Annotated in this window: 2 protein-coding genes and 1 pseudogene; all 3 read left to right on the forward strand. The window is 25.0% G+C overall.

Annotated elements, in window-relative coordinates:
* Positions 1-79: 79 nt before the first annotated feature.
* The gene (locus CAMP5063_RS08245) at positions 80-766 is read left to right on the forward strand and encodes a methionyl-tRNA formyltransferase (protein WP_258108356.1); all 687 of its coding nucleotides are present in this window, start codon (positions 80-82) and stop codon (positions 764-766) included.
* Positions 756-1,424 (forward strand): PIG-L deacetylase family protein, encoded by a 669-nt coding sequence (locus tag CAMP5063_RS08250; protein ID WP_263665125.1) that lies wholly within the window; start codon positions 756-758, stop codon positions 1,422-1,424. The genes CAMP5063_RS08245 and CAMP5063_RS08250 overlap by 11 nt, the downstream gene beginning before the upstream one ends.
* Positions 1,421-1,658, forward strand: a pseudogene (locus CAMP5063_RS08255) (UDP-4-amino-4,6-dideoxy-N-acetyl-beta-L-altrosamine N-acetyltransferase); the annotation flags it as partial. The gene CAMP5063_RS08250 and the pseudogene CAMP5063_RS08255, both read left to right, overlap by 4 nt.

Raw genomic sequence — 1,658 nt, forward strand, 5'->3', positions numbered from 1 at the left:
ATTTTGTAAATTTGTCTTTTGCATACATGGGGGGGGGTAACAACTTAAATATATTTAATCAAATATATGGAGTTGCAGTTTGAATATAATCATAGCAACTCTTAGAGAGCACAATATTAATAATTTTTATAAACTAAAAGAATTATATAAAACATATACTTTTTACCTCATAACAAAAAAAGACGATCTTACTTTAGAAAAAATAACAAAAATAAATCCAGATTACATATTCTTCCCGCATTGGTCTTTCTATATACCTCAAGAAATTTACAATAACTATCAATGTATTATTTTCCACCTTGGAAATTTACCATTTGGAAGAGGAGGTTCACCTTTACAAAATTTAATCATAAGAGGGGTATATAAAAGCAAAATTTGTGCTTTAAAAGCTTGTGATACATTAGATGGTGGAGAAATATATCTAAAACACAATATTAGTTTTAAAATTTCAAATGCACAACGAATTTATGAAAAAATCTCAAAAATCATATTCTTTAAACTAATACCAAGAATTTTACATACAAAAATCAACCCTCGCATACAAAAAGGGAAAGTAGTAATTTTCAAAAGAAGAACAAAAGAACAAAGTAATATCAATACACTCGAAAATCCAAATTTGATAAAAATATATGATTTTATACGCATGCTTGATGCCATTGATTATCCAAAAGCTTTTTTGGAATTTGAAAATATAAAAATGGTTTTTCAAAACGCAAAAAAACACAATAATAAAATAAAAGCAGAGGTAATATTTTATGAAAAATAACAAAATTTTAATTATAGCAGCTCACCCAGATGATGAAGTTTTAGGATGCTTTGGAACTATAGCAAAATATATTCAACAAGGATATGAAGCTTATACTTTAATACTTGGAGAAGGTAAAACAAGCAGAGAGATAAATAGTGAAAATGAACAAGAAATTTTAGAAGATGAGTTATTTAAAGCAAATAATCTTTTAGGCATTAAAAAAGTTTTTAGAAAGTTTTTTCCTGATAATGCTTTTGATAAAATACCATTATTAGAAATAGTCAAAAGTATAGAAGAAGTTAAAAATGAAATTAAACCAAATATAATTTTCACACATTATGAAAAAGATCTCAATATAGACCATCAAATTACATACAAAGCAACAATTACTGCTACAAGATCTCTACAAGAAGAAAGTGTTAAAGAAATTTATAGTTTTGAAATTCTTTCGAGTACAGAATGGAACTATCCATTAAGCTTTCAACCTAATGTATTTTTTGATATTAGTGAGACGCTTGATTTGAAGCTAAAAGCTATGTCTTTTTATCAATCAGAACTAAGAAATTATCCCCATCCAAGAAGTTTAGAGGGGATAAAAATAAATGCACAATACCAAGGAATGAGAGTTGGTCTTCAATATGCTGAAGTGTTTAAAAGTATAAAGGTTATAAAGTGATTTTTTATAAAAATTTTACTAATCTTACAAAAGAAGAAAAAAAGGAAATTTTTTATATAAGAAATTCTCCAAATATCTCTAAATTTATGAAAACAAAAAATATAAATTATAAAAATCACTTAATATTTTTAAAAGAACTAAACAAAAACAAAAATAAAAAATATTTTTTGTTGATAAAAAATAACGAGAAACTGGGAGTAATATATTTTAATAATATCATAAAAATATCCTGCG

Origin of the sequence: Campylobacter sp. RM5063, assembly GCF_024723655.1 — a bacterium.
In the GTDB taxonomy this organism is placed as follows: Bacteria; Campylobacterota; Campylobacteria; order Campylobacterales; family Campylobacteraceae; genus Campylobacter_D; species Campylobacter_D lari_D.

Excerpts from the sequence above, each read along its gene's own strand:
- CAMP5063_RS08250 (WP_263665125.1), top strand. The coding sequence starts at position 756 with ATGAAAAATAACAAAATTTTAATTATAGCAGCTCACCCAGATGATGAA.